Genomic DNA, 25,090 nt, shown 5'->3' with positions numbered 1-25,090 from the left:
TGCAGTTAGACTAGGCTCAGGCGAGGCGTTCAGCCATTTCGATTTCCCAGCAATTTCGATAAGTAATACTTATGGATTTCAAGCAACTGCGTTATTTCGTCGCGGTCTATGAAGAAGGTCACGTGGGCCGGGCCGCCGAGCGCCTGTCCATCTCCCAGCCGGCGCTGTCCCAGCAAATCCGCCACCTCGAACAAAACCTCGATGTGCGCCTGTTCGAGCGCAGCAGCAAACGCCTGTTGCCGACCCTCGCGGCTCATACGCTGTACAACCACGCTCTGCCATTGCTCGATGGCCTGCAGCGGGCACGGGAAGCGCTCGGCAACTTCAAGGGTCAGGCGCTGCGCACCCTGGCCATCGGTGTATTGCAGACCGTGCACACCAGCCTCGTCCCGCAGATGCTCGAACGAGTGCGCAAGGCGCAGCCGCATCTGGTGGTGCAGATCTACGAACTGACCGGGCTGGAAATCGAGCGGCGACTGCTCAACGGTTCTCTGGATATCGGCATCGGCTACCTGCCGCCCCGCCAGCCTGGCTTGCATGGTGTGATGCTGTACGAAGATGAACTGACCCTGGTCATCCCCGCAGAGCATCCGCTGCGTGAATTCAAGAAAGTGTCCATGAGTCAGGCCGCCGAACTGCCGATGTTGCTGCTGGGCGAGGAATTTCAGATCAGGCAGATCTGGCAGGCACAGCTGACAAGCCTGGGACGTCGCCCACAGGTGCAAGCCGAAGTGAACAACATGGCCGGCATCCTCGACAGCCTGCCCCACACGCGCCTGGCAACGGTATTGCCCGGTCGCTCGCAAAAGACCCATGGCAACCACGAACTGCTGTGGAAACCCCTGAGCGAACCCCGAGTGCCGCTGAAAGTCGGTTTGGTGTGTCGGGATGTGCAGCGGCAGCAGGCCTCGCTGGCATTGCTGCGGACATTGCTGGAGGAAGTGATAAACGGCCCGGATGAACGCTTGAACAGCGCGCAGACTTTGGATGGGCTGGGCTAGCAACTTTTCTTTGGGCAAAAGAAAACCCCGCCGAAGCGGGGCTTTGCAGACTGTTTCCCTGACATCCATTTCACTCCGCCGTCCTGGCAGAATCCTACGTGTCCCTGTTGTTGCTTTGCGCTTCCTGCGCTACGTCCATGTAAAGTAGATTAGCTGTGGATCCAATTTGCATCTATGGGAGAACAGCAGCACGTTATGTAAGAGAATGCTTACAAAATGCTACTTCATCAGAATTGTCCCGCATCCAGCAGGAACAACGATTCGCTACCGGCCTTCACTGACGCGCTCAACGAGTGAATGCGCGGCAGCAGACGGGCAAAATAGAACCGCGCCGTGCCCAGTTTGCTGGCGTAGAAATCGTCTTGCGCTTCCTTGCCAAAAGCCGCCTTGGCCATCAGGGCCCACATGTAGGCGTAGGCCACATAGCCGAATACTTGCAGATACTCGACCGACGCCGCGCCGATTTCGTTCGGATTGCTCTTCGCACGGTCCAGCAACCACGCGGTCAATTCATCGAGGGTGGTCACTGCGTCGTTCAGTGGCTTGGTGAATTCGGCGAGGTCCGCGCTGGCAGTCGCCGTGAAGTGGCGAATCTCGTCGGCGAACAGGTTGTAGAACGCCCCGCCGCTACCCACGATCTTGCGCCCGACCAGGTCCAGCGCCTGAATGCCGTTGGTGCCTTCGTAGATCTGGGTGATGCGCACGTCACGCACCAGTTGCTCCTGGCCCCACTCACGGATGTAACCGTGGCCGCCGAAAACCTGTTGGCCGTGTACGGTGGTTTCCAGGCCGAGGTCGGTCAGGAACGCCTTGGCCACCGGGGTCAGCAACGCCACCAGGTCTTCCGCGCGCTTGCGGGTGACGGCGTCTTCGCTGAACTTGGCGGTGTCCAGTTGCATCGCCACGTAGGTGGAGAACGCACGACCACCTTCGTTCGAGGCTTTCATGGTCAGCAGCATGCGACGCACGTCCGGGTGGACGATGATCGGGTCAGCCACTTTGTCCTTGTTCTGCGCGCCGGTCGGCGAACGGCTTTGCAGACGGTCACGGGCGTATTCCACAGCGTTCTGGTACGAGCGCTCGCCCGTGGCCAGGCCCTGGATACCAACACCCAGGCGCTCGTAGTTCATCATGGTGAACATGGCCGCCAGGCCTTTGTTCGGCTCACCGACCAGGTAACCCACGGCTTCATCGAAGTTCATCACGCAGGTCGCGGACGCCTGGATGCCCATCTTGTGTTCGATCGAGCCGCAGTTGGCCGGGTTGCGTGCGCCCAGGCTGCCATCGGCATTGACCATGAACTTCGGCACCAGGAACAGCGAAATGCCTTTCGGCCCCGCCGGTGCATCTGGCAGCTTGGCCAGCACCAGGTGGATGATGTTTTCGGTCAGGTCGTGTTCGCCACCGGTGATGAAGATCTTGGTGCCACTGACCTTGTAGGAACCGTCGGCCTGAGGCTCGGCCTTGGTGCGGATGATCCCCAGGTCTGTACCGGCGTGTGGCTCGGTCAGGCACATGGAACCGGCCCAGATGCCGGCATACATGTTCGGCAGGTACGCGGCTTTCAGCTCTTCGCTGGCGTGGGCGTTGATCGACAGGCAAGCACCGGCGGTCAGCATCGGGTACAGGCCGAACGACAGGCTGGCGGAGTTGACCATTTCTTCGACCTGGGCCGAAACGGCTTTGGGCATGCCCATGCCGCCGTAGGACGGATCGCCACCGACACCGACCCAACCGCCTTCAGCGTAGGTCTGATAAGCCTGTGGGAAACCTGCCGGAGTAGTGACGGCACCGTCGGCCCAATGGCAACCTTCTTCGTCAGCGGCACGGCTCAGCGGTGCGATGCTTTTGCTGGTGACTTTGCCGGCTTCTTCCAGGATGGCTTCGACCGTTTCTGCATCCACAGTCTCGGCCAGTGCAGGCAGTTCGGCCCAGAGTTTGGCGACCTCGAAAACTTCATTGAGGACGAAGCGCATATCGCGCAGGGGCGCTTTGTAGTCAGCCATGGCAAACCTCGCAAGATCTATACAGGTGATTCACAGGAAGAGTGTTTTCGTTGGGTCGGAGTGTACCCCAACAACTTTTGCGACACATAGGGTCAGCTCATGACCATTTTGTTATTTTTAGTCACCGACAAAAAGCCCGCACAAGGCGAGCTTCTTTGTAACGGACTTTTATGACTAAAGCGCAAACAACTCCGCCGGCAGTTGCATCAGGCAATCGCTACCCGCTTCAATGGCCGCCCGATGAGCGGCAGTGCGTGGCAACAGACGCTTGAAGTAAAACTCGTTGGTCGCCAGCTTGCCCCGGCAGAAGTCGCCTTCGCCGCTGCCGGCATCGAGCTGCGCCTGAGCCACCAGCGCCATGCGCAACCACAGGTAGCCGAGGATGATGTAACCGCTGTACATCAGGTAATCCACCGACGCGGCACCGACTTCATCCGGATTTTTCATCGCGGCCATGCCGACCCTGGTGGTCAATTCACCCCACTGCTGGTTCAGTTGATTGAGCTGTGCCACATACCCGGCCAGTTGTGGATGCTCGGCGTTCGCCGCGCAGAACTTGTGGACGATTTTGGTGAAGCCGCGCAGCAGCTTGCCCTGGCTGCCGAGTACCTTGCGCCCGAGCAAGTCCAGCGCCTGAATGCCGTTGGTGCCCTCATAGATCGGCGCGATCCGGCAGTCACGGACCAGCTGCTCCATGCCCCACTCGCGAATGAAGCCGTGACCGCCAAACACCTGCATGCCGTGGTTGGTCACCTCCAGCCCGGTGTCGGTCATGAAGGCTTTGCAGATCGGCGTGAGGAACGCCAACAAGTCTTCGGCGTCCTGGCGCGCCGTTTCATCCGGGCTCAGGTGGGCAACGTCGAGCAACTGCGCGGTGAAGTAGGTCAGCGCGCGGTTGCCTTCGTTGAAGGCTTTCATGGTCAGCAACATCCGCCGCACATCAGGGTGCACGATGATCGGGTCGGCGGCTTTTTCCGGCGCTTTCGGGCCGGTCAGCGAGCGCATCTGCAAACGGTCGTTGGCGTATTTGATCGCGCCCTGGAAGCTCGCCTCCCCCAGACACAGCCCTTGCATGCCGGTGCCCAGCCGCGCGTGGTTCATCATGGTGAACATGCAGTTGAGGCCCTTGTTCGGCTCGCCGATCAGAAAACCCTTGGCCTCGTCGAAGTTCAGCACGCAGGTGGCCGAGGCCTTGATGCCCATTTTGTGTTCGATCGAGCCGCAGGACACGCCATTGCGCTCGCCCGCTTCGCCCGTCGCATCGGGCAGGAACTTGGGCACGATGAACAGCGAAATGCCCTTGGTCCCGGCCGGTGCGTCCGGCAATTTGGCCAGCACCAGGTGAATGATGTTGGCGCTCATGTCGTGCTCGCCGGCGGAGATGAAGATCTTGCTGCCGGAGATCGCGTAGCTGCCATCGGCCGCAGGGACGGCTCGGGTCTTGATGATGCCCAGGTCGGTGCCGCAATGAGCTTCGGTCAGGCACATGGTGCCGGTCCATTGGCCGGCGGTGAGTTTCTTCAAATAGGTCTGCTTTTGCGCCTCGGTGCCATGGGCGTGGATCGCCGACATCGCACCGTGGGTCAGCCCGGGGTACATGCCCCATGAGGTGTTGCTGGAACCCACCATCTCGCTGATCACAAGGCCCAGAGAGATCGGCAACCCTTGACCGCCGTAAACCGGATCCGCCGCCAGGCCATGCCAGCCGCCCTCGACATATTGGGCGAATGCCTGCTTGAAGCCCGCGGGCGTGGTGACCACGCCATTGTCGAAATGACAGCCTTCTTCATCGCCGCTGCGATTGAGCGGCGACAGTACGTTTTCGCAGAACTTCGCGCCCTCCTCGAGGATCGCATTGACCATATCCGGGCTGGCATCGGTGGCCCCCAGCGCGGCGTAGTTGCGGTGAAAGTCGAAGACGTGGTCGATCAGAAAGCGCATGTCGCGCAAGGGAGCTTTGTACTCGGGCATGGTCATTCTCCGTCGGCAGATTTCTCCAACCTACTGCTGCCGACCACGCCTCACAATCACTTTGCGCTCGCTGAATGCGCCATCATCACTCAACCGTAGCGGCGTCCATGCGCACGGCGCCACGGCGGTTCTGCCCGAACGCCATCACGCAGTTGCGCCCCGCGCCCTTGGCGCTGTAGAGCGCCTGGTCGGCGGACTTGAGCACTTCTTCCGGGGTGCGTTGATCGACCCGTTCGGCAACGCCGATACTGACCGTCACCGACACACTCGACGCTGCGGAACCGGCACGCCGCTGGCGCCCCTGACTATCGTCCTGCGGGCGGTTTTCCTGATTGCGCAATTGAATATTGTAAGTGGCGATGGACTCGCGGATGACTTCCAGGTGCGGCATGCATTCCTCGAGGGTCTTGCCTGCAAACACCAGGGCAAATTCCTCGCCGCCATAGCGATACGCCTTACCGCCACCGCCGATTTTCGACAGCTTGCTGGCCACCAGCCGCAGCACCTGGTCGCCGACGTCGTGGCCGTGGGTGTCGTTGAATTTCTTGAAGTGATCGACGTCGCTCATGGCCAACACATAGTTGCGTCCCAAGCGCTGCATGCGTTCATTCAGCGCACGACGCCCCGGCAGCCCGGTCAGCTCGTCGCGGAAGGCCATTTGATAGGCTTCGTGGGCAACGGCAGCGGCGATCATCAGCATCGCCTGGCTGCACATGATGTTCAGCGTGAACGGCAGGATGAAGGTTTTCGGCAACATCCAGAACAACCCGAGCAGCCCCACCAGTTGCGCGGCATGCAGCGGTCGCGGGTTGCGCCAGTACTGCCAGGCCAGCAGCAAAAACGCGGCAATGAACACCGGATAGGACAACTGGATCAGGCTCATCCAGGCGCCATGCAAGGCAGGCCACCGAATCTCCGACAGCCAGATCAGCAGCGCATGTGGATAACTTTGCTCAAGCCCCAGCGCCACGCTGCCGACTGCGAGCAAGACCGCGAAACGCGCCACCATGTCCTGGAACAGATGGGTACGTTCCTGCCACGCCGCGAACACGCCAAACAGCAGCGGCAGCAGCAGGCAACACAAATGAAAGACCACGGCGGCATCGTCACGCACCTTACCGTTGTCGCGGTAATAGTCGGTCTGGGTGTCGAGCAGGAAATAGGCGATGTACACCGTGACCATCAGAAACAGTTCACGCTGGCGTCGGTACACCGCGCAATAGGCGCCACCGAGCAACAACACCAGGGTGGGCAGCACGTTGAACAGCGACGTGAAAAAGACGTTCAGATCCTTGATGTAAGCAGCCGCAAGCCCCGCCACCAACAGCACTAATGACGGCAGGAAATGACTGAAACGTACAGCAGATGAGCGCGGCAAGGGTAAAGCTCCGACCCGTCAGATCAATAGATGGCAATGTGCCCACTACTGTAACGGCAGGAAGCCCGAGTTACTGAGTGAATTACTGAGGTATTTTTCAAAGGGCGTTACAGACATTTTTCCGCCGGTAATCTTCAAAGCAAAAAAGCCGCTGGTCCCGAAGGAGCAGCGGCTTTTTCAAGTGCTTCGTTAAGGCTTAGTAGCCCAGGTCGAAGTTCTCTTCTTTCATGTCCATCAGGTTGTTGGCGCCCGACAGCATGGTTACGACGTGAGTGCGGGTACGCGGCAGGATACGCTGGAAGTAGAAGCGCGCAGTCTGCAGCTTGGCGGTGTAGAACGCCTCTTCGGAAGTGCCGGCAGCCAGTTTCTCGGCAGCCAGGCGCGCCATGTCAGCCCAGAAGTAGGCCAGGCAGGCGTAACCGGAATACATCAGGTAGTCCACGGAGGCCGCGCCGACTTCTTCGCGATCTTTCATGGCAGCCATACCGACCTTCATGGTCAGCTCGCCCCATTCCTTGTTCAGTGCAGCCAGCGGAGCGACGAACTCTTGAACCGCTTCGTTGCCTTCGTTGGTCTGGCAGAACTTGTGGACGATCTTGGTGAAGCCTTTCAGAGCCTCGCCTTGGGTCATCAACACTTTACGGCCCAGCAGGTCGAGCGCCTGGATACCGGTGGTGCCTTCGTACAGCATCGAGATGCGGCTGTCGCGGACGTTCTGCTCCATGCCCCACTCAGCGATGAAGCCGTGGCCGCCGTAGATCTGCACGCCGTGGTTGGCCGATTCGAAACCGACTTCGGTCATGAAGGCTTTGGCGATCGGAGTCATGAAGGCCAGCAGTGCGTCGGCTTTCTTCTTCTCCTCTTCGTCCACGCCGTATTTGACGATGTCGACTTGCTTGGCAGTGAAGTAAACCATCGCACGGTTGCCTTCGGCGAATGCCTTCATGGTCAACAGCATGCGGCGTACGTCAGGGTGCACGATGATCGGGTCAGCGGCTTTGTCCGGCGCTTTCGGGCCAGTCAACGAACGCATTTGCAGACGGTCACGAGCGTATTTCAGGCCGCCCTGGAAACCGACCTCGGCGTGGGCCAGGCCTTGCAGCGCGGTACCCAGGCGTGCGGTGTTCATGAAGGTGAACATGCAGTTCAGGCCTTTGTTCGCCGGGCCGATCAGGAAACCGGTGGCACCGTCGAAGTTCATCACGCAGGTGGCGTTGCCGTGGATGCCCATCTTGTGTTCCAGGGAACCGCAAGACACAGCGTTACGCGCGCCAACCGAGCCATCGGCGTTCGGCATGAACTTCGGCACGATGAACAGGGAGATGCCTTTGGTGCCAGCCGGTGCATCCGGCAGGCGGGCCAGTACGATGTGGACGATGTTGTCGGCCATGTCGTGTTCACCGGCCGAGATGAAGATCTTGGTGCCGGAAACCTTGTAGGAACCGTCGGCCTGAGGCTCGGCCTTGGTGCGCAGCATGCCAAGGTCAGTGCCGCAGTGCGGTTCGGTCAGGCACATGGTGCCGGTCCACTCGCCGGAAACCAGCTTGGTCAGGTAAGCCTCTTGCTGCTCAGGGGTGCCGTGCTCGGAGATGGTGTTCATCGCACCGTGCGACAGGCCTGGGTACATGCCCCACGACCAGTTGGACTCGCCAACCATTTCGCTGATGGCCAGACCCAGGGACTCCGGCAGGCCTTGGCCGCCGTGCTCTACGTCGTGAGCCAGACTCGGCCAGCCACCTTCAACGAATTGCTTGTAGGCTTCCTTGAAGCCGGTCGGGGTCTTAACGCCAGACTCGCTCCAGGTGCAGCCTTCGAGATCGCCCACGCGGTTCAGCGGAGCCAGTACCTGCTCACAAAACTTGGCGCCTTCCTCAAGAATGGCGTCAACCATGTCCGGAGTTGCGTCGGCACAAGCCGGAAGGCTCTGATAGTGCGCTTCGTAGCCGAGCAGCTCGTCACGAACGAAGCGAATATCACGCAAGGGGGCCTTGTAGTCAGGCATAGCGATAAACCTCTGCTGATGTAACCGGGAATGAACGACCGCATGGATTCGTTGTTGCGATCAAACAGTTGTTTGAAACATACGTTTACGCCCAAATCTTGTCAAGCGTCGATCTTTTGCCGTTCGTCATCGCTAAAACCGGCAATGAACAGGGCCACAGGAAACTGGCCTGATTGACACTGAAAATGGCCAATAAAGCCTATCGTTCTGGTAGTTCTTACAGGTTCACGAAACAGCGAAAAGACGCCTACTGACTATAGGCTCTCGTGGGGTCAATGGTGACCTTCCCCGAGGATCGTCTATGGAGGGGATTTGAGATGGACAATCAACCAGATACTGACTTGCGACTACCCGGTAATCTTGACCCGAATTTTGGCAGCAATGGCGTGGTACGCCCCAGTGAAGCACCTGGAGTGACACATACCATCGTCTCTGATGAGCATGGACGCTTGACCCACGCATCAAGAATCGGGAAAGAGTTTCTTCTCGCTCGTCTGCTGATGGATGGTCAGGTAGACGAGGGGTTCACGCCCACCAAGAGTCAGTTCGACGCAGGCGACCAATCCATTCCGATGAGACTGCTAATGCAAAAAGACGGAAAAACCGTCCTGATCGGTGAATCGCAAAAAGACAACGTTCGCCGACCTGGCGTACGACGCTTTAACGCCAATGGCAGCCCTGACCTTGTTTTTGGCAACCGGATCGTCACGGGACCGGATAATTCATATGCGCCAGCGGTTCCCCACAAGTTCGTTGACGGCTGCCTGCAAGACGATCAAAAGATACTCATCGTCGCTTACTATCACGTCAACTACCCCATCGGAACGCTCGTGAGTCGCCTGTCCCGCCTGCAAAGCAACGGAGAACCGGATACCGGGTTCGGCAATGGCCAAGGCTTCATTGATATCAAGTTCAAGCAAATGGACAGCTTTGCCCAAATGGTTCACGTACAGAGCGACGGCAAGATTATCGTCACAGGCCTCTACTTTGATGCGCAAAGAAAAAGAACCGGGGCGGTCGCGCGTTACGACGAACAAGGAGAACTGGATGAAACTTTCGGAACAGATGGCTTCAGCGATATTCCGCTGGAGGTGGCAGGTTCGTCCATCGCCAGCGACTTTATCTTTAGCGATGCACTCAGTCGCCTGCAGTCGGACGACAAGATCATTTTCGCAACGTGGACGAAAGGGGCTGACGACAGGGTTCGGGGTCTACTGACCAGACTCAATGCTGACGGCAGCAACGACAAACAATTCAATACAGGCTCGCCAGTAATCACCTCTCGCGATGATGGCGATGTGCACTGGCGTGCAGCGGCAGTGCAAGCGGACGGAAAAGTTGTCCTCGTGGGCTACGTACGCTGGGCGACTCCAGGCAGCGAATTTTTCATAGCCAAACAACGATTTTCTCCAGAGGGACAACCGGAGGATTTCGCCTGGGATAACAGCCCCGGCGACTACTGGGATGTGGTAATCCAATCAAGTCAACGGATCGTCGTGTCGGGTAGTAGCGGGGGATATTCGACAGGAGAGCCCAGGGTAATCGGATTATTGGCCGAATGAGCGCGTTTTTCATTTCCAGCAAAGGATGTTTGCCCGACTTTTTTCAGTCAGGCAAACAGAATCAGGCGTAGGTATCGATCAACGTCCCGAGCACTTCGTCGGCTGCCTTGGCGACTTTCACGCCCAGCTCCGCCTGAATCTTGCCTTGGGCCATTTCGACCACGTTGCTGGCCAGGTCCGATTGCCGGCTGCGGTCGACCGAACGCAAGCGATCGACCTGCGCCTCGGAGGACTGGCTGGTAACCGAACGCTCAATAGTGGTGTTGGCGATCTGCCCGGCGGCTTGATCGACACGGCTCTGCCCTGTCTGAAGAGTGCTCCAACCTGCATAAAAAGCGGTGCTTCCTGAGATTTCCATGGGAGAACTCGTCCTTTCAAAGGATCAACAGCGGCCATTGAAGCAGAGTGACCGGCAAAACACTCGACAAAAACACTAATGGCACAGTGCCTTGTCATAGGCAAAGCCCGCATGCGACAAACCTCAGTCCAACAGGTCCAGTTGCAAGTGCTCCGCCACTGCCTCGGCCGTAACGGCCTTGAGTTTAGGCACACGCCCCAGGCACGGTGCCGGGATGCGCTCGGCAAGAGTGGCCAGGTTTTCTTCCAGCCGCGAGGTCTTGGGGTCGATGATGTTGGCCACCCAGCCCGCCAGTTGCAAACCGTCCCGGGCAATCGCCTCAGCGGTCAGCAAGGCATGGCTGATACACCCCAGGCGTACACCGACCACCAGGATCACCGGCAGCTTCAATGCGATGGCCAGGTCCGACAGATTGTCCTGATCCGCCAAGGGTACGCGCCAGCCGCCAGCGCCCTCGATCAGGGTGAAGTCCGCCTGCATGCCCAGAATCTGCCGCATCGGCGTCAGCAACGACTGCACCGTCAGCGCCACGCCCGCCTCTCGCGCCGCCAGATGCGGGGCAATGGCCGGTTCAAACGCCATCGGATTGACCTGTGTATAGGTCAGCGGCAGTGAACACTCCGCCAGCAAGGCCAGCGCATCGGCATTACGCAAGCCTTTGGGCGTCACGTCGCAACCTGACGCGACCGGCTTACCCGCCGCCGTACTCAAACCCGCCGAACGCGCCGCATGCAGCAACCCGGCAGCGACCGTGGTTTTACCGACATCGGTATCCGTGCCGGCGATGAAATAGGCTGCGCTCATAAGGTTTTCTCCAAAACGGCGTACACCACTTGATAAGTCGCCGGCAGTCCCTGGGCCTGACGAAACTGTTCGTAAGCCTCGATCAGCCCCAGAATCCGCGCCCGGCCGGTCAAGCCACCCGGCCGCCCGGGATTGAGATTGTGCGCACCCAACGCCTTGAGTTCATGGGTCAGGCTGCGCACATCCGGGTAATGCAGCACGTGCGCAAGGTTTTGCAGACTGACCGTTCTCAAGCCGCTCGCCGCACACAACTGCTGATAAACACCAAACTCCCGGAAACGATTGACGTGCACCATGCCGTCAACTTCGCGCCAGCTGTCACGCAATTCAAACAACGTTCCTACACACAGACTAGCAAACGCGAAGATGCCGCCCGGTTTCAGCACCCGAAAGGCTTCACTGAGCACCGAGTCGAAGTCTGCGCACCACTGCACCGCCAGGCTGGAGAAGATCAGGTCGCAGGTCGAATCCTGCAGTGGCAAACGCTCGGCATCGCCGGCCACGAAGTGTGTGGCACCGCCCAATGGCCGGGCGTGGTTGAGCATGCCTTCGGCGATGTCCAGCGCCACCCCGTGACTGCCCGGAAACTGCTCATCCAGGGCGCGACTGAAATGCCCGGTGCCACAGCCCAGGTCTAGCCAACGCTGCGGTACGAAGTCCTGCGGCAGACGCCCGAGCAATTGGCTGCCGACATCGCGCTGCAACTCGGCCACGCTGTCATAGCTGGCCGCCGCGCGGGAGAATGAAGCGGCTACCTGGCGCTTGTCGGGCAAGGTGCCGGGCAGGTTGGGAAGGGATAAATCAGTCATCGCCGGACTCATGCAAAAAGGCCTGGATCGCCCCCGCCACACCATGGGGATCCTCCAGGAGAAACCCGTGGCTGGCCTGTTCAATCAGACCGATTTCGACATCCGGCAGCAATGCCAGCAACTCGCCCGCCGCTTGCGCCGGCACCAGCCCGTCGAGGCCGGCGAACAGATGCAGTTGCGGACCGCGGAACGATTGCAGCGCCTGTCGTGTATCCAGTTGCGCGAGCACTTGCAGACCACTGAGCAGCACTGGCGCGGAGGTATTCGGGGCGCCACCGAGCAACAACCGCGACAATCCGCGTGGGTCTTCGGCGCCTTGGGCGCAGAGCAGTGAAAAGCGTTTCAAGGTCGCGCGCGGATCGGCTTCACAGCCCGCCAGAAACGCATCGAAGGTTTCCCCAGGCATGGCGCTTGACCATTGATCATGGGCGACAAAAGAAGCGTTGCTGGCCAAGGTGAACACGCCACAGCAGCGATCGCCACGCCGGGCCGCCAACTCGCAGGCGAGCATGCCGCCCAATGACCAACCGCCTAGCCAGACGTCTTGCGGCAAGGTCGAATCAAGCTCTTCGAGCCACTCTTCAAGATCGCTCGACTCCAGCTCCGGCAACGGTTCGATCTCGACGTGCAGGTGCTCATCCAGGCCTCGCAAGGCCGCCGCCAGAGGCTCCAGCGGTGAAACGCCAAGACCCCAGCCAGGCAGCAGAATCAGACGATCACGCATGGCTTGGCTCCGGCTTCAGTTGTTGAAAACAATCGGCCAGTCCGTTTAACAATAGCTGTACCTGGGCTTCGCTGTGGGCAGCCGTCAGTGTGACTCGCAGTCGGGCGCTGCCGGCGGGTACGGTCGGCGGGCGAATCGCGGTCACCATCAACCCGCGATCACGCAGCATCTGCGAAAGACGCACCGCGCGCCCCGCGTCACCGATCATGATCGGCTGGATTGGCGTGAAGCTGTCCATGAGCTCCAGGCCAATCTGTTCGGCACCCTGGCGAAACTGGCGGATCAGCACCTGCAAATGCTCGCGGCGCCAGTGTTCGCTGCGCAGCAGTTCCAGGCTTTTCAACGTGGCGCAGGCCAGCGCAGGCGGCTGGCTGGTGGTGTAGATATAGGGGCGGGCGAACTGGATCAGGCTTTCGATCAGCTCTTCGCTGCCAGCCACAAAGGCACCCGCCGTGCCAAACGCCTTGCCGAGGGTGCCGACCAGCACCGGAACGTCATCCTGGCTCAAGCCGAAGTGTTCGACGATGCCGCCACCGTTGGCACCCAGCGGTCCGAAACCATGGGCATCGTCGACCATCAACCAGGCACCTTTGGCCTTGGCTTCCCGGGCCAGCGCCGGCAGGTCGGCGATATCACCGTCCATGCTGAACACGCCATCGGTGACCACCAGCGTATTGCCGGTGGCTTTTTCCAGGCGTTTGGCGAGGCTCGCCGGGTCGTTGTGCAGGTAGCGATTGAACCGCGCGCCGGACAGCAGCCCCGCGTCGAGCAGCGACGCATGATTGAGACGGTCTTCGAGCACCGTATCACCCTGCCCCACCAGCGCCGTGACCGCGCCGAGGTTGGCCATATAACCGGTGGTGAACAGCAACGCGCGCGGACGACCGGTCAGGTCGGCCAACGCTTCTTCCAGGGCATGGTGCGGGGAACTATGACCGATGACCAGATGGGATGCCCCTCCGCCCACCCCCCACTTCGACGCGCCGGCACGCCAGGCTTCGATCACTTGCGGATGATTGGCCAGGCCCAGGTAGTCGTTGTTACAGAACGCCAGCAACGGCTGGCCATCGACCACCACTTGCGGCCCCTGCGGGCTTTCGAGCAGCGGGCGCTGGCGGTAGAGGTTTTCGGCACGACGGGCGGCAAGGCGTGCGGCGAGATCGAAAGACATGCAGGCCTCGACTATCAAATGACACATGTCCCCTGTGGGAGCGAGCCTGCTCGCGAAGGCGTCGTGTCAGCCAACATCAATGTTGAATGTCAGTCCGCATTCGCGAGCAGGCTCGCTCCCACAGGGTTTTGCATTCCTTCAGAGGAATAAATGTTGGATTTAAACCGCCGCGTTGTAGAACTGCTCGCTGCTCTTCTGCTCCACCAGCGCCTGCTCGATCGCCGCCTGATGCACTTCATCGGCGTGCTCTTCGCGGGCTTCCGGCAGGATGCCCAGGCGCGAGAACAGTTGCATGTCCTTGTCGGCCTGCGGGTTGGCGGTGGTCAGCAGTTTTTCGCCGTAGAAAATCGAGTTGGCGCCGGCGAAGAACGCCAGGGCCTGCATCTGCTCGTTCATGGCTTCGCGGCCGGCAGAGAGGCGCACGTGGGATTGCGGCATCAGGATGCGCGCGACGGCGAGCATGCGGATGAAGTCGAACGGATCGACGTCGTCGGCGTTTTCCAGCGGCGTACCGGCGACTTTCACCAGCATGTTGATCGGCACCGACTCCGGATGCTCCGGCAGGTTGGCCAACTGGATCAGCAGGTTGGCGCGGTCGTCCAGCGACTCGCCCATGCCGAGGATGCCACCGGAACAGATCTTCATTCCCGACTCACGCACATAGGCCAGGGTTTGCAGGCGCTCGCTGTAGGTGCGGGTGGTGATGATGCTGCCGTAGAACTCCGGCGATGTATCGAGGTTGTGGTTGTAGTAGTCGAGGCCGGCCTTGGCCAGCGCTTCGGTCTGATCCTGATCCAGACGACCGAGGGTCATGCAGGTTTCCAGGCCAAGAGCTTTCACGCCTTCAACCATCTTCAGGACATAAGGCATGTCCTTGGCCGACGGGTGCTTCCACGCCGCGCCCATGCAGAAGCGGGTCGAACCGATGGCTTTGGCGCGAGCGGCTTCTTCTAGGACCTTCTGCACTTCCATCAGCTTTTCTTTTTCCAGGCCGGTGTTGTAGTGACCGGACTGCGGACAATATTTGCAATCTTCCGGGCAGGCGCCGGTTTTGATCGACAGCAGGGTCGACACCTGGACGCGGTTGGCGTCGAAATGCGCACGGTGCACCGTCTGCGCCTGGAACAACAGGTCATTGAATGGCTGAACGAAGAGTGCTTTGACTTCGGCCAAAGTCCAGTCATGACGCAGGGTTGCAGTGGTGCTGGCGCTCATGGGCGTTTCCTTTGAATTATGCTTTGGCAGGCGGCTGGCTAATGGAATGTCACAGTCGCTTCACAGATGTTTCGGCATATTTAAGGAAGAGCGATGCGCTGTCAACCACGATACGAAGGACAGGTTTACATCTGGTTAAAAAACAAACAATCATGCCTTTTGTGCGATGAACCGGCCGAAGGCGTCCCTCCTGTCTGCACGGCTTGCGAATTCGAGCTGCCCTGGCTCGGCGATCACTGCCTGACCTGCGCCCTGCCGCTCCCGGCCGCGGGCCTGACCTGCGGCCATTGCCTGAAGCAGCCACCAGCCTTCGAACAGGTGATTGCGCCCTGGACCTACAGCTTTCCGGTAGACAGCCTGATCACTCGCTTCAAACACAACGCCAAGTGGCCGTTTGGCCGCCTGCTCGCCGAACTTCTTGCTCAATACCTGCAACATCGCTTCGAAGACGACCTACCGCGCCCCCATGCCCTGATCCCGGTACCGTTGGCCACCCGACGCCTGCGCCAGCGCGGGTTCAATCAGGCGGCGATGCTGGCTCGCTGGTTGAGTGCGAGTCTCGATATCCCTTGCGACGAACGGTTGCTGCTGCGCACCCAGGACACCGACGCCCAACAGGCCTTGAACGCCGAAGCCCGCCGAAAGAACCTGCGCAACGCTTTCGCCCTGACACCCGGCGCCATCGTCAAAGGCCAGCACCTGGCTCTGGTCGACGATGTATTGACCACCGGCGCCACGGCCCAGGCCCTGGCTCGCCTGCTGATGGACGCCGGGGCGGCCAGGGTCGATGTCTATTGCCTGACCCGCACGCCTAAACCCGGCGAGACACCCTGACTTGACTCACGCGACCCAAGCGGCCAACGTCCTGACCATCGTCACCACCCAAAGCGACTTGCCATGTCTTTGCCCACCTTGCTGTCCCAGCACATCGTCCGCCGTCCGCAACGCATCGCCCTGCTGCAGCACATCGCCGAACAAGGCTCGATCACCCGCGCGGCCAAAAGCGCGGGCATGAGCTACAAGGCCGCCTGGGATGCGATCGATGAGCTGAACAATCTGGCGCAGAAACCGCTGGTGGAGCGGATTGTCGGAGGCAAGGGCGGCGGCGGTGCGCGCCTGTCCAACGAAGGTGAGCGGGTGCTGCGCCTGTACCAGAAGCTGCAAGCCTTGCAGGCCCAGGTGCTCGAAGCCGCTGAAGACGCCAGCGACCTGGACCTGCTCGGGCGTCTGATGCTGCGCACCAGCGCGCGCAACCAGTTGCACGGCAAGGTGATGGCGATCGAACCTCAGGGGCGCAACGACCTGATTCGTCTCGAAGTCGCCGAAGGCCTGATCGTCGCCGCGCAAATCACCCACGACAGCACCGAGCGCCTGGAGCTGCAAATCGGCACCGAAGTCGTGGCATTGATCAAGGCCGGCTGGCTCGACGTGCTGCAAATCGACTCTGTCGAAACACCTGGAAATAATTGCCTCAGCGGCATCATCGAAAAAATTCTCGATGCCGACGACGGCCCCAGCGAAGTGCGCATCACCCTGCCCAACGGTCTGACCCTATGCGCCTTGGCCGAACCGAGTCATCTGCAAGCATCGGGGCTGACTTACGGCAAACCGGTGCGCGTCGAGTTCTCGCCGTCCCGGGTTCTGCTGGGCACACCACTGTAAGCAGAACTGCAACAAAAGGTTCATTACTCATCTTTAAGGTGTCTGCAAAATCCGCAGGGAGCCTGAAATGAGCCTATTAGAAGAAAACCAGTCCACTGACCTCGAAAACATGGTCGGCCTCAGCCGTCGCGGCTTCATCAGCGCAGGTGCCTTGTGCGGCGCTGCGATGTTCCTCGGCGGCAATCTGCTGAGCCGCAGCGTGATGGCCGCCAGTGTCAGCGCCGGCAACAGCCAGTTGTTGGGCTTCGACAGCATTGCCGCCGCCACCAGCGATGCCATCACCCTGCCACCGGGCTACAAGTCCTCGGTGCTGATCAGCTGGGGCCAGCCGCTGCACAAAGACGGCCCGGCGTTCGACCCGAGCGGCAACGGCAGCGCCGAACATCAGGAAGTCCAGTTCGGCGACAACAACGACGGCATGAGCCTGTTCGAGTTTCCGGGCGAAAAAGACCGGGCGCTGATGGCGATCAACAACGAATACACCAATTACCGCTACCTCTACGCCCACGGCGGCATGCCGCAATCGGCGCAAGAAGTGCGCAAGGCACTGGCCTGCGAAGGTGTGTCGGTGATTGAAGTGCAGCGCAAGAACGGCCAATGGCAATTCGTCCAGGGCTCGCGCTACAACCGCCGCATTCACGGCAACGCCCCCATCACCCTGAGCGGCCCGGCCGCCGGACATGCCCTGCTCAAAACCAGCGCCGATCCGCTGGGCAAGAACGTCCTGGGCACGTTCCAGAACTGCGCCAACGGCAAGACGCCGTGGGGCACCTATCTGACCTGTGAAGAGAACTTCACCGACTGCTTCGGCAGCAGCAACGCCGAGCAGAAATTCGACCCGGCGCAAAAACGCTACGGTGTGGTGGCCACCAGCAAAGAAATCAACTGGCACCCGCACGACGAGCGCTTCGACATGGCGAAGAACCCCAACGAGCTCAACCGTCACGGCTGGGTGGTGGAGATCGATCCGTTCGATCCGAAATCGACGCCGGTCAAACGCACGGCCCTGGGCCGCTTCAAACACGAAAACGCCGCCCTGGCCGAAACCGGCGACGGTCATGCCGTGGTGTACATGGGCGACGATGAACGCGGTGAGTTCATCTACAAATTCGTCAGCCGCGACAAGATCGACCACAAGAACCCCAAGGCCAACCGCGATATTCTCGATCACGGCACCCTGTACGTGGCGCGTTTCGATGCCGGGGACGGCAACGTCGATCACCCGAAAGGCCAGGGTGAATGGATCGAACTGACCCACGGTAAAAACGGCATCGACGCCAGCAGCGGTTTTGCCGATCAGGCCGAAGTGCTGATCCACGCCCGTCTCGCCGCCAGTGTGGTGAAAGCCACGCGCATGGACCGCCCGGAATGGATCGTGGTCAGTCCCAAGGACGGTCAGGTCTACTGCACGCTGACCAACAACGCCAAACGAGGCGAAGACGGGCAACCGGTGGGCGGTCCGAACCCGCGCGAGAAGAACGTCTACGGCCAGATCCTGCGCTGGCGCACCGAGCGTGACGATCACGGTTCGAAAACCTTTGCCTGGGACCTGTTCGTCGTCGCCGGTAATCCGGGGGTTCACGCAGGCACACCAAAAGGCGGATCGTCGAACATCACGCCGCAGAACATGTTCAACAGCCCGGACGGCCTGGGCTTCGACAAGGCCGGACGCTTGTGGATTCTCACCGACGGCGATTCGAGCAACGCCGGCGACTTTGCCGGCATGGGCAACAACCAGATGCTCTGTGCCGACCCGGTAACCGGCGAGATTCGCCGCTTCATGGTTGGCCCAGTCGGTTGTGAAGTGACGGGGATCAGCTTCTCCCCGGATCAGAAAACCCTGTTTGTCGGGATTCAGCATCCGGGTGAAAACGGCGGTTCGACCTTCCCCGAGCACTTGCCCAATGGCAAGCCGCGGTCTTCGGTGATGGCGATTTCGCGGGAGGATGGCGGGATCGTCGGCGCCTGACAGCCCCTCATCGCGAGCAGGCTCACTCCCACAGGATTGGCGCGATTTCAAATCTGGCGCATGACCTGTGGGAGTGAGCCTGCTCGCGATGGCGTCAGCACAGTCACCACCTATCCGCGCCCGTCTGCGCTACCATGCCTGGCCGGACGCAGCAGCCTGCTGCGCGCAGGAGTCAGCATGGCCCACCCGTTTGAAACCCTCACACCAGACCTCGTGCTCGATGCCGTCGAAAGCATCGGCTTTCTAAGCGACGCGCGCATCCTGGCGCTCAACAGCTACGAGAACCGCGTCTATCAGGTCGGCATTGAAGACGCCGAGCCGCTGATCGCCAAGTTCTACCGGCCGCAACGCTGGAGCAACGAAGCGATTCTGGAAGAGCACCAGTTCACCGCCGAACTCGCCGACTGCGAGGTGCCGGTCGTGGCGCCGTTGATCCACAACGGTGAAACCCTGCACGAACACAATGGTTTCCGTTTCACCCTGTTCCCCCGCCGTGGTGGCCGCGCGCCGGAGCCGGGCAACCTCGATCAACTGTATCGCCTGGGCCAGTTGCTCGGCCGCCTGCATGCGGTCGGCTCGACCCGGCCGTTCGAGCACCGTGAAGCGCTGGCGGTGAAAAATTTCGGCCATGATTCGCTGGCCACCTTGCTCGACGGCAATTTCATCCCCCGCAGCCTGCTGCCGGCCTACGAATCGGTGGCCCGCGATCTGCTCAAGCGTGTGGAAGATGCCTACAGCAACACGCCGCACCAGAACATCCGCATGCACGGTGACTGCCACCCCGGCAACATGATGTGCCGTGACGAGATGTTCCATATCGTCGACCTCGACGACTGCCGCATGGGTCCGGCGGTGCAGGACATCTGGATGATGCTCGCCGGCGATCGTCAGGATTGCCTGAGCCAGTTGTCGGAACTGATGGACGGCTACAACGAATTCCACGACTTCGACCCCCGTGAACTGGCCTTGATCGAACCGCTGCGCGCCTTGCGCCTGATGCACTACAGCGCCTGGCTCGCCCGCCGCTGGGAAGACCCGGCCTTCCCTCGCAGTTTCCCGTGGTTCGGCACCGAGCGTTATTGGGGTGATCAAGTGTTGGCGTTGCGCGAGCAACTGGCGGCGCTCAACGAAGAGCCACTGAAGCTCTTCTGACCCACCCGCCCCCCCTGTAGGAGCGAGCCTGCTCGCGATGGACGTCAACGATAACGCGTGCTGTCTGGATAAACGCGTTGCCCTTGCGTTCTTCGCGAGCAAGCTCGCTCCTACAGAGACCGATGTTCACAAATGACCTACCTATTCAGTCAGGACATCCACAGACAATTCTCCTTACAATCCCCCCTTTGTTAGCTGCCTAAGCAAGGATTCTGCATGCAAGCCGCCAACCCGCGCCACGGGTACATTCTAGGCCTGAGTGCCTACATCATCTGGGGACTTTTCCCCCTCTACTTCAAAGCCATCGCCAGCGTGCCCGCCGTGGAAATCATCATCCACCGGGTGCTTTGGTCGGCGCTGTTCGGCGCCTTGTTGCTGATGGTCTGGAAACATCCCGGCTGGTGGCGCGAACTGCGAGAAAATCCGCGACGGCTGGCGATCCTGGCCCTGAGCGGTGCGCTGATCGCGGCCAACTGGCTGACCTACGTCTGGTCGGTGAACAACGGACGCATGCTGGAGGCCAGTCTTGGTTACTACATCAACCCCTTGGTGAACGTATTGCTGGGCATGCTGATCCTCGGCGAACGGCTGCGGCGCATGCAATGGATTGCCGTCGGTCTGGCGGCTGTGGGTGTGGCGCAACAGGTCTGGCAGGTCGGCAGCCTGCCATGGGTGTCGCTGGTGTTGGCACTGACCTTCGGTTTCTATGGCCTGATTCGCAAGCAGGCGCCGGTCAAGGCGCTGCCGGGACTGGTGGTGGAAACCTGGATGCTGGTGCCGATTGCCCTCGGCTGGTTGCTGCTCAATCCGACGGCCAGCAGCGCCCAGGCCGAATTCTGGACCACGTCCCAGGCCTGGTGGCTGGTCGCCGCCGGCCCGATCACGCTCGTGCCGCTGGTCTGTTTCAACGCTGCTGCACGGCATTTGCCCTACACGACACTGGGCTTTCTCCAGTATCTGGCGCCAACTCTGGTACTGCTGCAAGCGGTCCTGCTGTTTGACGAGCACCTGTCGTCCAGCACCCTGGTAGCGTTCATGTTTATCTGGGCCGGCCTGGCGGTTTACAGCATCGATGCGTGGATAAGTTTGCGCCGCCGCAGCTGATCAAAAAACGCACAAAACCCTGCCGGCCACGTCTCCCGTGGCCTGCACCATTCCTTCCCAAGGTTATCCACAACGTGATCCCCGCCGTTTGTGCGCAAGTGGCTGAAACTGCTGGTTTTTTGATCAGAAGCTGGAGAGCCCCGGTCGGCGTGGCCTGGCGGGGTGTCTCTACAGGTTATCCACAGGCGGGTGCACGTTTAACTTGGATAACCTGATCAGGGTTCACTGCGCAGCACCAATTCGACCATCAGGTCGTCAGCCAGGGTTTCCAGGCGCGATTGCAGTACGTCCAGCGACAGCGTCAGCGGTACCGCGAGAATCGCTTCGGCATGGAACAACGGCTCACTGCTCATCGGGGCAGGGCGCACTTCAGTGATCAGCCGTTCCAGGTTCACCCCCTGCTCGCTCAGCAAGCGCGTGATGTCACGCACGATCCCCGGGCGATCATTGCCCACCAGTTCCATGGCGATCGGTTTCCAGGTGCAGGATTGTTCGATACCGCTTTCAGCGATCAACACGCGAATGCCCTGGGCGGACAAGCCCTGCAAGGCATCGACCAGTTCGTCGTAGGCCTCTGCCGGCACCCCCACTCGAAGAATCCCGGCGAATTGTCCCGCCATGCGCGACATGCGGCTTTCCAGCCAATTGCCGCCGTGTTCGGCAATGCATTGGGCAATGCGCTCGACTTGCCCGGGTTTGTCCGGAGCAAAAACAGTGAGTACGAGGTGGTCCATGGCGCAGCCCTCTTGTCATGACTTTTGTTATGGAGAACCAAGTATAGGCAAGGGTTGGACCTGCGCCGACAGGTCAGGCGCCTTCGCGAGCAGGCTCGCTCCCACAACGGTTGCGCGGGCCTTTGTGGGAGCGAGCCTGCTCGCGAATGAAGGCACCGCCGATCTGACTGACCCAACAAATCGTGTACAACTTTTGATATTTAACTGGAACAATCCACTGGTTTTTTGAGAACATCCTGCTCCGCGCCGTGACCGCAATGCGTCATGGGGTCGCAGAACGACGTAATTAGTCTAATTTTCACAACCGCAATTCATCATGTAGTATGCCGCAGCGCGCACTACATAACGTTGGATCGATGTCTGCCACAGGCACGTTCGCAACCCTGAAAGCCCTGTCAGCAAGGCCCCAAGCCGTTGATTGGTCCCAACCCAGCCGCCTGTCATGGGCATGTACTGGTAGACGGGTTTGTGGTTTAAATGGCCAAAGGCTTCATTGTTAAATTGAAGAGCTGAAAAGCGAAATAGCTGAGCAGAGTGAGGCAAGCAATGACTGAACACGTTCAAGTCGGTGGCCTGCAGGTCGCCAAAGTCCTGTTCGACTTCGTGAACAACGAAGCCATTCCCGGTACCGGCCTCACCGCCGATAAGTTCTGGGCCGGTGCCGACAAGGTCATTCATGACCTGGCGCCGAAGAACAAAGCCCTACTCGCCAAACGCGATGATTTCCAGGCTCGCATCGATGGCTGGCACCAATCCCGTGCCGGTCAAGCGCATGACGCCGTGGCCTATAAAGCCTTCCTGCAAGAGATCGGTTATCTGCTGCCAGAAGCGGCCGATTTCCAGGCAACGACGCAAAACGTCGACGAAGAAATCGCCCGCATGGCCGGCCCGCAGCTCGTGGTGCCGGTGATGAATGCCCGTTTCGCCCTCAATGCCTCAAACGCCCGCTGGGGTTCGCTGTATGACGCGCTCTACGGCACCGACGCCATCAGCGAAGCCGACGGCGCGGAAAAAGGCAAAGGCTACAACAAGGTTCGCGGCGACAAGGTCATCGCCTTCGCCCGTGCCTTCCTCGACGAAGCGGCGCCATTGGCGGCCGGCTCCCACGTCGATTCCACCGGCTACAAGATCGTTGACGGCAAACTGGTGGTCGCCCTTAAAGGCGGCAGCAACACCGGCCTGCGCAACGACGCACAACTGATCGGTTTCCAGGGCGATGCCCCTGCACCGACCGCGATCCTGCTGAAAAACAACGGCCTGCATTTCGAAATCCAGATCGACGCCAGCACCCCGGTCGGCCAGACCGACGCGGCCGGCGTCAAAGACATCCTGATGGAAGCCGCACTGACCACCATCATGGACTGCGAAGACTCCGTTGCCGCCGTCGACGCCGATGACAAAGTGGTGATCTACCGCAACTGGCTCGGCCTGATGAAGGGCGATCTGTCGGAAAACGTCGCCAAAGGCGGTCAGACCTTTACCCGCACCATGAACGCCGACCGCACCTACACCGCTGTCGATGGCAGTGAACTGAGCCTGCACGGTCGTTCGTTGCTGTTCGTGCGTAACGTCGGTCACCTGATGACCATCGATGCGATCCTCGACAAAGATGGTAACGAAGTGCCGGAAGGCATTCTCGATGGCCTGGTGACTTGCCTGGCATCGATGCACAACCTGAACGGCAACACCTCGCGCAAAAACACCCGCACAGGCTCCATCTATATCGTCAAGCCGAAGATGCACGGCCCGGAAGAAGCGGCGTTCACCAACGAGCTGTTCGGTCGCATCGAAGACGTGCTGGGCCTGCCACGCAACACCCTCAAAGTCGGGATCATGGACGAGGAGCGTCGTACCACCATCAACCTCAAGGCCTGCATCAAGGCGGCGAGCGAGCGTGTGGTGTTCATCAACACCGGCTTCCTCGACCGCACGGGCGATGAAATCCACACCTCCATGGAAGCCGGCCCGATGGTGCGCAAGGCGGACATGAAGGCGGAAAAATGGATCGGCGCCTACGAGAACTCCAACGTCGATATCGGCCTGAGCACCGGCCTGCAAGGTCGCGCACAAATCGGTAAAGGCATGTGGGCCATGCCTGACCTGATGGCGGCGATGCTCGAACAGAAAATCGCTCACCCGATGGCCGGTGCCAACACCGCCTGGGTACCATCGCCGACCGCTGCCGCGTTGCACGCGCTGCACTACCACAAGGTTGACGTGTTCGCCCGTCAGGCCGAACTGGCCAAACGTGCCCACGCTTCGGTGGACGACATCCTGACCATCCCGCTGGCGGTAAACCCGCAGTGGACCGCCGAGCAGATCAAGAACGAACTGGACAACAACAGCCAGGGCATTCTCGGTTACGTGGTGCGCTGGATCGACCAGGGCGTCGGCTGTTCGAAAGTGCCGGACATCAACGATGTCGGCCTGATGGAAGACCGTGCCACGCTGCGTATTTCCAGCCAGCACATCGCCAACTGGCTACGTCACGGCGTCGTCACCGAAGAGCAAGTGATGGAAAGCCTCAAGCGCATGGCGCCGGTGGTTGACCGTCAGAACGCCGGCGACGCGCTGTACCGTCCGCTGGCCCCGAACTTCGACAGCAACATCGCCTTCCAGGCGGCGGTCGAACTGGTGGTCGAAGGCACGAAACAGCCGAACGGCTACACCGAGCCGGTCCTGCACCGTCGTCGTCGCGAGTTCAAGGCTGCCAATGGCCTGTAACTGAGCGTCTGCGCCGGACATGAAAAAGCCCTGATCGACAGATCAGGGCTTTTTCTTTGTGGGCTGTCCGCGATCCCACAGAGTTAGTTCAGGACTGACAGGCTTGGGCTAAGGCTTCATCCCAAGCTCACGTTTGACCAACTCCAGCAGATTGCCGGTATCAATCGGCTTGAGCAGAAAATCCACCACGCTCATATGCATCGCAGCGATCGCATCCTTCACGTCGGCGTCACCCGAGACAATGATGATCGGCAATGCCGCCCTTACCGATTCGCGCACCTGACGGATCAGTTCCAGGCCATCAACGTGTCCCATCCGCAGGTCGGTGATCAGTAAACCGATCATCGGCTTTTTGACCTCTGCCTCGGCCACCAGCATCTTGAGTGCCGCTTCGCCACTGGCCGCGGTCAGGCAGCGAATACCGTCCAGTGCCAGGATCTCTGACAGCAGGTCCCGGGCGTCCTTATCGTCATCGACGATCAGCACCCGTTGCGGTGGCAGGTCAGGCTCCAGCATGACGGCACTCAGCGCTTCGCGCTCGGCGTCGCTCAAAATATCGTGGTCGGACATGGCTTTCTCTACATGTTCAATTCATTTCCCTAGCACACTGACGAGACATCGCTAAGCAGATCATCAATGTGCACTCCGGCAGATAATTTTCCAATAGGGGGGCCGAGAGGTTTTTCGCACGTTTGCGTAGGCTTCTTCCGACATTTCAGAACACCAACCGCCTACCTAGACTTA

The 25,090-nt window shown here is 60.2% G+C and carries 20 protein-coding genes; 8 read left to right on the top strand and 12 right to left on the bottom strand.

The genetic code is table 11. From position 1 onward, the window contains the following. Window positions 1-71 precede the first annotated feature (71 nt). Window positions 72-1,001, top strand: a complete 930-nt coding sequence (locus ACM6J5_RS25500) for a LysR family transcriptional regulator (RefSeq protein WP_095944830.1) — start codon at window positions 72-74, stop codon at window positions 999-1,001. A gap of 227 nt (window positions 1,002-1,228) precedes the next feature. Here the strand turns inward: ACM6J5_RS25500 and ACM6J5_RS25495 are convergent, their stop codons facing one another. From ACM6J5_RS25495 to ACM6J5_RS25480, 4 genes are all read right to left on the bottom strand, one after another. Beyond that, on the bottom strand, window positions 1,229-3,007 hold the full coding sequence (locus ACM6J5_RS25495) for an acyl-CoA dehydrogenase C-terminal domain-containing protein (RefSeq protein ID WP_414929563.1): 1,779 nt from the start codon (window positions 3,005-3,007) through the stop codon (window positions 1,229-1,231). A 174-nt stretch (window positions 3,008-3,181) separates the two neighbouring features. Then, entirely contained in the window at window positions 3,182-4,978 is a 1,797-nt protein-coding gene (locus ACM6J5_RS25490; protein WP_095944828.1) for an acyl-CoA dehydrogenase C-terminal domain-containing protein, read from the bottom strand. Window positions 4,979-5,063: 85 nt separating this feature from the next. Continuing rightward, complete coding sequence (locus tag ACM6J5_RS25485; RefSeq protein WP_095944827.1) at window positions 5,064-6,356, bottom strand: GGDEF domain-containing protein; 1,293 nt, start codon at window positions 6,354-6,356, stop codon at window positions 5,064-5,066. 196 nt (window positions 6,357-6,552) lie between these two features. After that, a complete protein-coding gene (locus ACM6J5_RS25480) occupies window positions 6,553-8,358 on the bottom strand; it encodes a phenylacyl-CoA dehydrogenase (protein ID WP_095944826.1) in 1,806 nt (601 codons plus the stop codon). 317 nt (window positions 8,359-8,675) lie between these two features. Between ACM6J5_RS25480 and ACM6J5_RS25475 the strand changes: the two genes are divergently transcribed. Next, window positions 8,676-9,920, top strand: coding sequence for a hypothetical protein (locus ACM6J5_RS25475; protein WP_414929562.1), 1,245 nt, complete (start codon window positions 8,676-8,678; stop codon window positions 9,918-9,920). 61 nt (window positions 9,921-9,981) lie between these two features. Here ACM6J5_RS25475 and ACM6J5_RS25470 read toward each other — a convergent pair whose 3' ends face one another. The 6 genes from ACM6J5_RS25470 to bioB all read right to left on the bottom strand — a co-directional run bounded on the left by ACM6J5_RS25470 (window position 9,982) and on the right by bioB (window position 15,001). After that, entirely contained in the window at window positions 9,982-10,278 is a 297-nt protein-coding gene (locus ACM6J5_RS25470) for a pyrroloquinoline quinone biosynthesis protein PqqE (RefSeq protein WP_414929561.1), read from the bottom strand. Window positions 10,279-10,401: 123 nt separating this feature from the next. After that, window positions 10,402-11,082 carry a dethiobiotin synthase gene (gene bioD, locus ACM6J5_RS25465; protein ID WP_095944823.1) on the bottom strand — a complete coding sequence of 227 codons (681 nt, stop codon included), beginning with the start codon at window positions 11,080-11,082 and terminating at the stop codon, window positions 10,402-10,404. Continuing rightward, complete coding sequence (gene bioC / locus ACM6J5_RS25460; RefSeq protein ID WP_414929560.1) at window positions 11,079-11,891, bottom strand: malonyl-ACP O-methyltransferase BioC; 813 nt, start codon at window positions 11,889-11,891, stop codon at window positions 11,079-11,081. Before bioC ends, bioD begins: the two co-directional genes overlap by 4 nt. Beyond that, entirely contained in the window at window positions 11,884-12,615 is a 732-nt protein-coding gene (locus ACM6J5_RS25455; RefSeq protein ID WP_095944821.1) for an alpha/beta fold hydrolase, read from the bottom strand. The genes bioC and ACM6J5_RS25455 overlap by 8 nt, the downstream gene beginning before the upstream one ends. After that, window positions 12,608-13,786 (bottom strand): 8-amino-7-oxononanoate synthase, encoded by a 1,179-nt coding sequence (bioF, locus tag ACM6J5_RS25450; protein ID WP_414929559.1) that lies wholly within the window; start codon window positions 13,784-13,786, stop codon window positions 12,608-12,610. The genes ACM6J5_RS25455 and bioF overlap by 8 nt, the downstream gene beginning before the upstream one ends. A 159-nt stretch (window positions 13,787-13,945) precedes the next feature. Then, window positions 13,946-15,001 (bottom strand): biotin synthase BioB, encoded by a 1,056-nt coding sequence (gene bioB, locus ACM6J5_RS25445; RefSeq protein WP_095944924.1) that lies wholly within the window; start codon window positions 14,999-15,001, stop codon window positions 13,946-13,948. A gap of 93 nt (window positions 15,002-15,094) precedes the next feature. Here bioB and ACM6J5_RS25440 point away from each other — a divergent pair, with 93 nt between their 5' ends. The 5 genes from ACM6J5_RS25440 (at window position 15,095) to rarD (ending at window position 20,888) form a co-directional block, all read left to right on the top strand. After that, on the top strand, window positions 15,095-15,835 hold the full coding sequence (locus ACM6J5_RS25440) for a ComF family protein (protein WP_414929558.1): 741 nt from the start codon (window positions 15,095-15,097) through the stop codon (window positions 15,833-15,835). Window positions 15,836-15,898: 63 nt separating this feature from the next. Beyond that, window positions 15,899-16,663 (top strand): TOBE domain-containing protein, encoded by a 765-nt coding sequence (locus tag ACM6J5_RS25435; protein WP_414929557.1) that lies wholly within the window; start codon window positions 15,899-15,901, stop codon window positions 16,661-16,663. Between the two features lie 67 nt (window positions 16,664-16,730). Then, complete coding sequence (locus tag ACM6J5_RS25430; RefSeq protein ID WP_095944921.1) at window positions 16,731-18,632, top strand: PhoX family protein; 1,902 nt, start codon at window positions 16,731-16,733, stop codon at window positions 18,630-18,632. A 177-nt stretch (window positions 18,633-18,809) separates the two neighbouring features. Then, the gene (locus tag ACM6J5_RS25425; RefSeq protein ID WP_095944920.1) at window positions 18,810-19,784 is read left to right on the top strand and encodes a serine/threonine protein kinase; all 975 of its coding nucleotides are present in this window, start codon (window positions 18,810-18,812) and stop codon (window positions 19,782-19,784) included. Window positions 19,785-20,000: 216 nt separating this feature from the next. Beyond that, window positions 20,001-20,888: an EamA family transporter RarD gene (rarD, locus tag ACM6J5_RS25420; protein ID WP_414929556.1), complete on the top strand. Its 888-nt coding sequence runs from the start codon at window positions 20,001-20,003 to the stop codon at window positions 20,886-20,888. A gap of 215 nt (window positions 20,889-21,103) precedes the next feature. Here the strand turns inward: rarD and ACM6J5_RS25415 are convergent, their stop codons facing one another. After that, window positions 21,104-21,622 carry a glycine cleavage system protein R gene (locus tag ACM6J5_RS25415; protein ID WP_414929555.1) on the bottom strand — a complete coding sequence of 173 codons (519 nt, stop codon included), beginning with the start codon at window positions 21,620-21,622 and terminating at the stop codon, window positions 21,104-21,106. A 546-nt stretch (window positions 21,623-22,168) separates the two neighbouring features. On the opposite strand from ACM6J5_RS25415, the gene ACM6J5_RS25410 reads away from it, so the two are divergent. Further along, window positions 22,169-24,346, top strand: a complete 2,178-nt coding sequence (locus ACM6J5_RS25410) for a malate synthase G (RefSeq protein ID WP_095944917.1) — start codon at window positions 22,169-22,171, stop codon at window positions 24,344-24,346. Between the two features lie 108 nt (window positions 24,347-24,454). Here the strand turns inward: ACM6J5_RS25410 and ACM6J5_RS25405 are convergent, their stop codons facing one another. Next, window positions 24,455-24,916 carry a response regulator gene (locus ACM6J5_RS25405; RefSeq protein ID WP_414929554.1) on the bottom strand — a complete coding sequence of 154 codons (462 nt, stop codon included), beginning with the start codon at window positions 24,914-24,916 and terminating at the stop codon, window positions 24,455-24,457. Window positions 24,917-25,090: the final 174 nt, after the last annotated feature.

The organism is Pseudomonas sp. IT-P74 (assembly GCF_949768175.1).
Classification (GTDB): Bacteria; Pseudomonadota; Gammaproteobacteria; order Pseudomonadales; family Pseudomonadaceae; genus Aquipseudomonas.
This window is presented reverse-complemented; position numbering and strand designations above follow the sequence as displayed.